Annotated in this window: 8 protein-coding genes; 1 reads left to right on the top strand and 7 read right to left on the bottom strand. The window is 61.6% G+C overall.

What is annotated here, in order from left to right:
- Nucleotides 1-18: 18 nt before the first annotated feature.
- A complete protein-coding gene (locus tag JWQ61_RS16935) occupies nt 19-909 on the bottom strand; it encodes a LysR family transcriptional regulator (protein WP_304361552.1) in 891 nt (296 codons plus the stop codon).
- Between the two features lie 121 nt (nt 910-1,030).
- Between JWQ61_RS16935 and JWQ61_RS16930 the strand changes: the two genes are divergently transcribed.
- Complete coding sequence (locus JWQ61_RS16930) at nt 1,031-1,780, top strand: sulfite exporter TauE/SafE family protein (RefSeq protein WP_304361551.1); 750 nt, start codon at nt 1,031-1,033, stop codon at nt 1,778-1,780.
- A 123-nt stretch (nt 1,781-1,903) separates the two neighbouring features.
- On the opposite strand, the gene JWQ61_RS16925 is transcribed toward JWQ61_RS16930, so the two are convergent.
- The 6 genes from JWQ61_RS16925 to JWQ61_RS16900 form a co-directional block, all read right to left on the bottom strand.
- Nucleotides 1,904-2,116, bottom strand: coding sequence for a hypothetical protein (locus JWQ61_RS16925; protein ID WP_061541076.1), 213 nt, complete (start codon nt 2,114-2,116; stop codon nt 1,904-1,906).
- A gap of 134 nt (nt 2,117-2,250) precedes the next feature.
- Complete coding sequence (locus JWQ61_RS16920; protein ID WP_304361550.1) at nt 2,251-2,445, bottom strand: hypothetical protein; 195 nt, start codon at nt 2,443-2,445, stop codon at nt 2,251-2,253.
- A gap of 91 nt (nt 2,446-2,536) precedes the next feature.
- On the bottom strand, nt 2,537-2,848 hold the full coding sequence (locus JWQ61_RS16915; RefSeq protein ID WP_304361549.1) for a hypothetical protein: 312 nt from the start codon (nt 2,846-2,848) through the stop codon (nt 2,537-2,539).
- A 120-nt stretch (nt 2,849-2,968) separates the two neighbouring features.
- Nucleotides 2,969-3,610: a LysE family translocator gene (locus tag JWQ61_RS16910; protein ID WP_061541078.1), complete on the bottom strand. Its 642-nt coding sequence runs from the start codon at nt 3,608-3,610 to the stop codon at nt 2,969-2,971.
- Nucleotides 3,611-3,742: 132 nt separating this feature from the next.
- Nucleotides 3,743-4,882 carry a sugar ABC transporter permease gene (locus JWQ61_RS16905; protein ID WP_304361548.1) on the bottom strand — a complete coding sequence of 380 codons (1,140 nt, stop codon included), beginning with the start codon at nt 4,880-4,882 and terminating at the stop codon, nt 3,743-3,745.
- The coding region (locus tag JWQ61_RS16900; RefSeq protein ID WP_304361547.1) for an ATP-binding cassette domain-containing protein at nt 4,879-5,643 on the bottom strand (765 nt) is incomplete at its 5' end. The genes JWQ61_RS16905 and JWQ61_RS16900, both read right to left, overlap by 4 nt.

Here is a 5,643-nt window from a genome sequence, read left to right as displayed (position 1 = left end):
GCGACGAGGGCGTCGGGATTAAGCGCCGGCGGCGGAAAGGTGTTCGAGCAGTTCCCGCGCATACTGCGGCAAGGCATCGGCATCGCGCGTGCAAATCGCCAGTTGCCGGGTGGCCCAGGGATCGCTCAGCCGCGCCGATTGAATCGCCATCGAGCGCCGGCAGCGCCGCGCCGCCGTCTCCGGCACGATGGCCAGGCCGACGCCGGACGCCACCATGTGGCAGATTGCTTCCAGGGTGCGTACGCGCACCCTGAATGAAAGCGGATTGCCGGCTCGCATTGCATGTTCGTCGAGATAGTTCTGCAAAGGATTGCCGACGCTCAGCCCGACAAACTGGCGGCCGGCCGTGTGCTGGAAGGCGACGCGCTTCTGCTTTACCAGCGGATCGCCGCGCGGCGCCACCAGCACCAGGCGGTCGGTGGCGAAAGGAAAGAGCTGCAGGCTGCCATGGTCGGCGGTGGTTGAAATGATGCCGATGTCGGCGGTGCCGAGCGACACCGCCTTGACGATGTCGGTGCTGGGCCTTTCCTTCAGGTCGACATCAATATTCGGACGCGCCGCCAGGAACGGCGCCAGCGCCTTGGGCAAGAACTCGGTCATGGCAACCGTGTTGACCCACAGCCGGACATGGGCCTTGAACCCTTTTGAATATTCTCCCAGCTCGCCCCGCATCTGCTCCATCTGCGCCAGCACCAGCCGCGCATGATGGGCCAGCGTATCGCCTGCCGGCGTCAGTTCAACGCCGCGCGCGCGGCGCTCCAGCAGAGGCAGGCCGATCAGCTCCTCCATGCCGCGCAGGCGGGCGCTGGCCGAAGGCAACGACATGTTGGCCAGCGCCGCGCCATGGGTAATGCTGCCGGTTTCCAGAACCAGGAGGAATAGCCGAAGATCGGTCAGGTCGAAGCGCATACACTGGATGCTACCAGCCCGCGAGCCTTAGGCATAGCCTAAGGCTGGATACGGTTCTTGCGCATTGTGCCGGGGCCCCGGATCGAGAAAAATGCAGTTGTCGCTTTCTGAGATACCAGCCATGTTCCACTATGACCTGCCACGCTTGTCCGCCATCCTGCTCACCTTCTTTATCGCCGGCACCGTGAAGGGCGTGACCGGGATGGGCTTGCCCACCATTGCAATGGGACTGCTGGGAATCACCATGTCGCCGGTTGCAGCGGCCTCGCTCCTGATCCTGCCCTCGTTCGTCACCAATCTCTGGCAGCTGCTGGCCGGCCCCGGATTCCTGGCGCTGGCCAGGCGGCTCTGGACCATGATGGCCGGCATCGCCGTCGGTACTATTGCTGGCGCCTGGCTGATGACCAATGACAGCGGCGGCTGGACTGCAATAGCACTAGGGGTGGTGCTGGTGGTTTACGCGCTGTTCGGACTGGCGGCGCGCCAGCTGTCTGTTCCGGCGCGGGCAGAACGGCCGGCATCGCCGCTGGTCGGTCTTGTGACCGGACTGATTACCGGCGGCACCGGCGTGTTCGTGATTCCGGCCGTGCCCTATATCCAGGCGCTGGGGCTGGACAAGGAAGACCTGGTGCAGGCGCTGGGACTGTCATTCACCGTGTCGACCATCGCGCTGGCCATCGGCCTGCAGCGGCAAGGCGCTTTCCAGCTGGGCGATATCGGCACATCCAGCCTTGCGGTGCTGCCTGCATTGCTGGGAATGTGGCTGGGCCAGCATGTCCGGCGGCGCGTCAGCCCGGCTACTTTCCGGCGCTGGTTTTTCATCTGCCTCATCGTGCTCGGCCTGCAGCTGGTATTGCGTCCGATTCTATAGATTCTCGCTGAAAACCATGCTCGCCGCCCTGCTTCAAACCATAGCCACGCTCGGGATACTGGCAAGTATCGCCGCGCAGCTTGTATTTCTACGGCACGGCGCAAGCTAGCCGCCAATTGCGCCCTATCCCATGCCGCGCCCGCCGTCCTTGGCAGTGGCCATTTCGAACAGGTCGAATACATCGCCGTAGAGGAAGGATTTTTTTACCGGCTGGCCGTATTCGGCAGGATTTTCGAAAGTCAGGATTTTCTGTTCGCAGTCATGCTTGGTCCTGGCAATCACGGCGTCGGTCTTGTCGCCGTCCAGATGTGCGGCTACCCAGTAAGTCAGCTTCATCTTTTCTCCCTGCTTCGATTCGGATTGATTGCGTCTTACAGTGCCATATTTTCCGGGATTTGTCTCGGGAGTTGAAACGAAAAAGAGGAATCTCCCCGACGGGAAGATTCCTCTCCTGGACTAACCCGCTGCTTTTAAGCAGGCTGCTGAGGGTCATCGCCCTCCTTGCTTTCTTCTTCTTTGTTTTCCAGATGTTCGGTCACCGCTTCCACGCCCTTGTAACCGGCAATGGCGGCGATGCCTTCGGTCAGGATGGAGGCATTCGGATCCAGTTTCTTCACGCCTTCGACTGCCACTACAGCACCAATGACTTCTTCCAGGATACCCATGATTTGTTCCTCAAAATATTTGCACAAAAACCGACGACTGAAAACGCGAGAGACAGGATCATCCTGTCTCTCGCGATGGGCGCTGCCTTGATTACTTAGGCGCGGCTTCCTTGACGTCTGCCTTGGCTGCAGCTGGTTCTGCCTTCACCTTGCTGGTGGCTTTGAACGGTGTGTGATGCGTTTTTGCTTTCGTGCCCTTGACCGCGGTTTCGGTGCTTGCTGCGGCTTTGGTTTCAACCTTCGGCGCTTTCACATCTGCCTTCACGTCTGCTTTGGCAGCCGGGGCGGTTGTGCTTACGGCTACCGAAGCAGCAGGCGCTGCCGGGGCCGCTGGAGCGGCAGCCTGGGCAAAAACGGAAGTAGCGAACAAGCCAGCGATCAGAGTTGCGAGTAATTTGTTCATGTGTGCACCTTTACGTTATCTTGATTACCTCAGGAAAATCCCGAGGGCTTGAGCAGATAACGAGGGCGATGCGGGAGCTGTTGACCGTCCTTACAAACGATTACAATTCGACACATGGACTCAAGATGTCTGACGACGCAGCGCCAGCAGCAGCGAGCCGAATGAAATGAAGGCTGTTCCTACCACACGGTTCATCCACTTGGCGAACTGCGGCCGCACCAGCAAGTGCCGGGCGCGGGATGCTACTACCGCGTAACTGAGGTGAGTGCTATACGACAAGCTCATGAAGATGGCCATGAGGACCAGGAACTGCGGCAGCAAAGCTGCCTGGGGATCGATGAACTGCGGGAACAGCGCCGTGAAAAACAAGACCGCCTTGGGGTTGGTGGCCGCCGTCAGGAAGGCTTCGCCATACAGCTTGCGCGGACGCGGAGCAATTCCGGCCTGCCCTGCTTCCGATTCATAAGCGAGTCCGTTCGAGCCGGCGAACAAATGCCGGATGCCGATATAAAACAGGTAAAGCGCGCCGCAAATCTTGACCGCCATGAACAGCATGGCTGACGACTTGAGCAGCACGCCCAGGCCAAGGATAGCCGCGGTCGACAGGCAGAACACGCCGGAAATATTACCCAGGCCTGACCACATCACCGAACGCGGCCCATAGGTGGCGCCGTTGCGCAGGGACAGCAGGATCGACGGCCCGGGGCTGAGGATGGACAGCGCCGCGAAGGCGGTATAGGTGAGGATAGTTTGCGTATGCATCGCGCGCCGGAGCCTTTCAAGCGATTGTTGTACCCCGGCCCCTGAGCCGGGATCTGTCTAGACACCGGCCAAGTATACGCGGAATGGCGGCCACCGTGTTTCCATGGGCCAACCGGATGTTATTGCCGCGCCTTACCGCCCTGAACGCGTGCTGACATCGACCCACACTGCCAGCATCAGGATGCTGCCCTTGACGATCATTTGCCAGTAGGTGTCGACATCCAGCATCGACATGCCGTTGTCCAGGCTGGCCATCACCAGCGCGCCGATCAGCGCGCCGTATACCGTGCCCGAGCCGCCGCGCATGGAAGTGCCGCCGATGAAGCAGGCGGCAATCGCATCCAGCTCGCCCATGTTGCCGGCCGATGGCGAGCCTGCCGCCAGGCGCGCAGTGTTGACCAGGCCGGCCAGCGCGCACATCACGCCCATGATGCCGAAAATCCACAGCTTCACCGCCTGCACGTTGACGCCCGACAAACGGGTCGCCTCCATGTTGCTGCCGACCGAATAGATGCGGCGGCCGAACACGGTCTGGGTGGTGACGTAGCTGAACAGGCCCAGCAAGGCCAGCAACAGCAGCACCGGCACAGGGATCCCGTCATAGGTGTTGAGGGTGGAGACAAACGCCAGCAGCACCAGGCCGATCAGCAGCACGCGCAGCCCGTCGCGCCACAGCGGCGGCACCGGCAGCGCGTGTTGCATGCGGTTGCGGCGCTGGCGCCAGGTCAGCGCCAAGGCCAGGATAAACAAGCCGACGCCGAGCACGATGCCGAGCTGCGGCGCCAGGTAACCCTGCCCCAGGTACACCAGGTCGCTCGAGACCGGGGCGATGGTCAACCCGCCGGTGACGCCGAGCAGGATCCCGCGGAACGCCAGCATGCCGCCGAGGCCGACGATGAACGAGGGAATCCGCATGTACGCCGTCAGGTAGCCGTTGAACAAACCCAGCGCCAGACCCAGCAGCAGCACCAGGCACAGGTTGAGCGACAGCGGCAGATGGTGGGTGACGTTGAGCACCGCGGCGACCCCACCCAGCAAGCCGAGCATGGACCCGACCGAGAGATCGATTTCGCCGCCGATAATCACCAGCACCATGCCGCAGGCCAGGATGCCGGTGATCGACATCTGGCGCAGCAGGTTGGATAGGTTGCGCGGCGTGACGAAACCGCCTTCGGTTTTCCAGCTGAAGAATGCCCAGATGATGGCGATGGCTATCAGCAAGGCCATGATTTTGTATTGCCGGAACAGCTGCTTGATGTTGATCGTACTCATATCAGTTTCCCGTTATTCCCTGCTTCAGATGCAGCGGCCACCAGCTGCTGCGACGCCATGTATTGAGACGACTGGTCGATCGCCGCCGCCAGCACGGTTTCCTGGCTCAGGTCGCGGTTGATGAAATTGCCGCGCAGCTTGCCTTCGCCGATCACCAGCACGCGGTCAGAAACGCCCAGCACTTCCGCCAGTTCGGATGACACCATGATGATCGCCACGCCCTGCCGCGCCAGTTCCGCCATCAGCCGGTAGATCTCGGCCTTGGCGCCGACGTCGACGCCGCGCGTCGGTTCGTCCAGGATCAGGACCTTGGGCCGCGCCAGCAGCATTTTGGCCAGCACCGCCTTTTGCTGGTTGCCGCCGGACAGGCTGGTGATGGGCAGGAACGGGCTGGATGTCTTGAGTTGGAGGCGGCTTATTTCAGCCTGCACGGTTTTCAGTTCTGCCTCGGCATCGATGCGGGTGTTGCGCGAAAAGTTCTTGAGCACCGCCAAGGTGATGTTCTGGCCGACGCTGAGATCGGGCACAATGCCGTGCTGCTTGCGGTCTTCCGGCACCATGCATAACCCGAGCCGGATCGCTTTCTGCGGCGTGCTGGTATCCACCTTGACGCCGTCCAGCCAGACCTCGGCCTGGCTGCGCCCGGGATAAGCGCCGAACAGAGCCGACACCAGCTCCGTGCGGCCGGCGCCGACCAATCCGGCGATGCCGAGGATCTCGCCGCGCCGCAAAGAAAAGGAAATATCGTCGACGCGCTTGCG

It is taken from the genome of Collimonas fungivorans (assembly GCF_028292705.1).
Lineage (GTDB): Bacteria > Pseudomonadota > Gammaproteobacteria > Burkholderiales > Burkholderiaceae_D > Collimonas > Collimonas fungivorans_B.
The sequence above is the reverse complement of the archived record's forward strand: the minus strand, read 5'-3'. Positions and strand labels throughout refer to the sequence as shown.

What these genes read in the sequence shown, in the direction of transcription:
- JWQ61_RS16925 (WP_061541076.1), bottom strand. Translation starts at nt 2,116, where the DNA reads ATGAAGCTGACTTACTGGGTAGCCGCACATCTGGACGGCGACAAGACC.
- JWQ61_RS16920 (WP_304361550.1), bottom strand. Translation starts at nt 2,445, where the DNA reads ATGGGTATCCTGGAAGAAGTCATTGGTGCTGTAGTGGCAGTCGAAGGC.
- JWQ61_RS16915 (WP_304361549.1), bottom strand. Translation starts at nt 2,848, where the DNA reads ATGAACAAATTACTCGCAACTCTGATCGCTGGCTTGTTCGCTACTTCC.
- JWQ61_RS16930 (WP_304361551.1), top strand. Translation starts at nt 1,031, where the DNA reads ATGTTCCACTATGACCTGCCACGCTTGTCCGCCATCCTGCTCACCTTC.
- JWQ61_RS16910 (WP_061541078.1), bottom strand. Translation starts at nt 3,610, where the DNA reads ATGCATACGCAAACTATCCTCACCTATACCGCCTTCGCGGCGCTGTCC.
- JWQ61_RS16935 (WP_304361552.1), bottom strand. Translation starts at nt 909, where the DNA reads ATGCGCTTCGACCTGACCGATCTTCGGCTATTCCTCCTGGTTCTGGAA.
- JWQ61_RS16905 (WP_304361548.1), bottom strand. Translation starts at nt 4,882, where the DNA reads ATGAGTACGATCAACATCAAGCAGCTGTTCCGGCAATACAAAATCATG.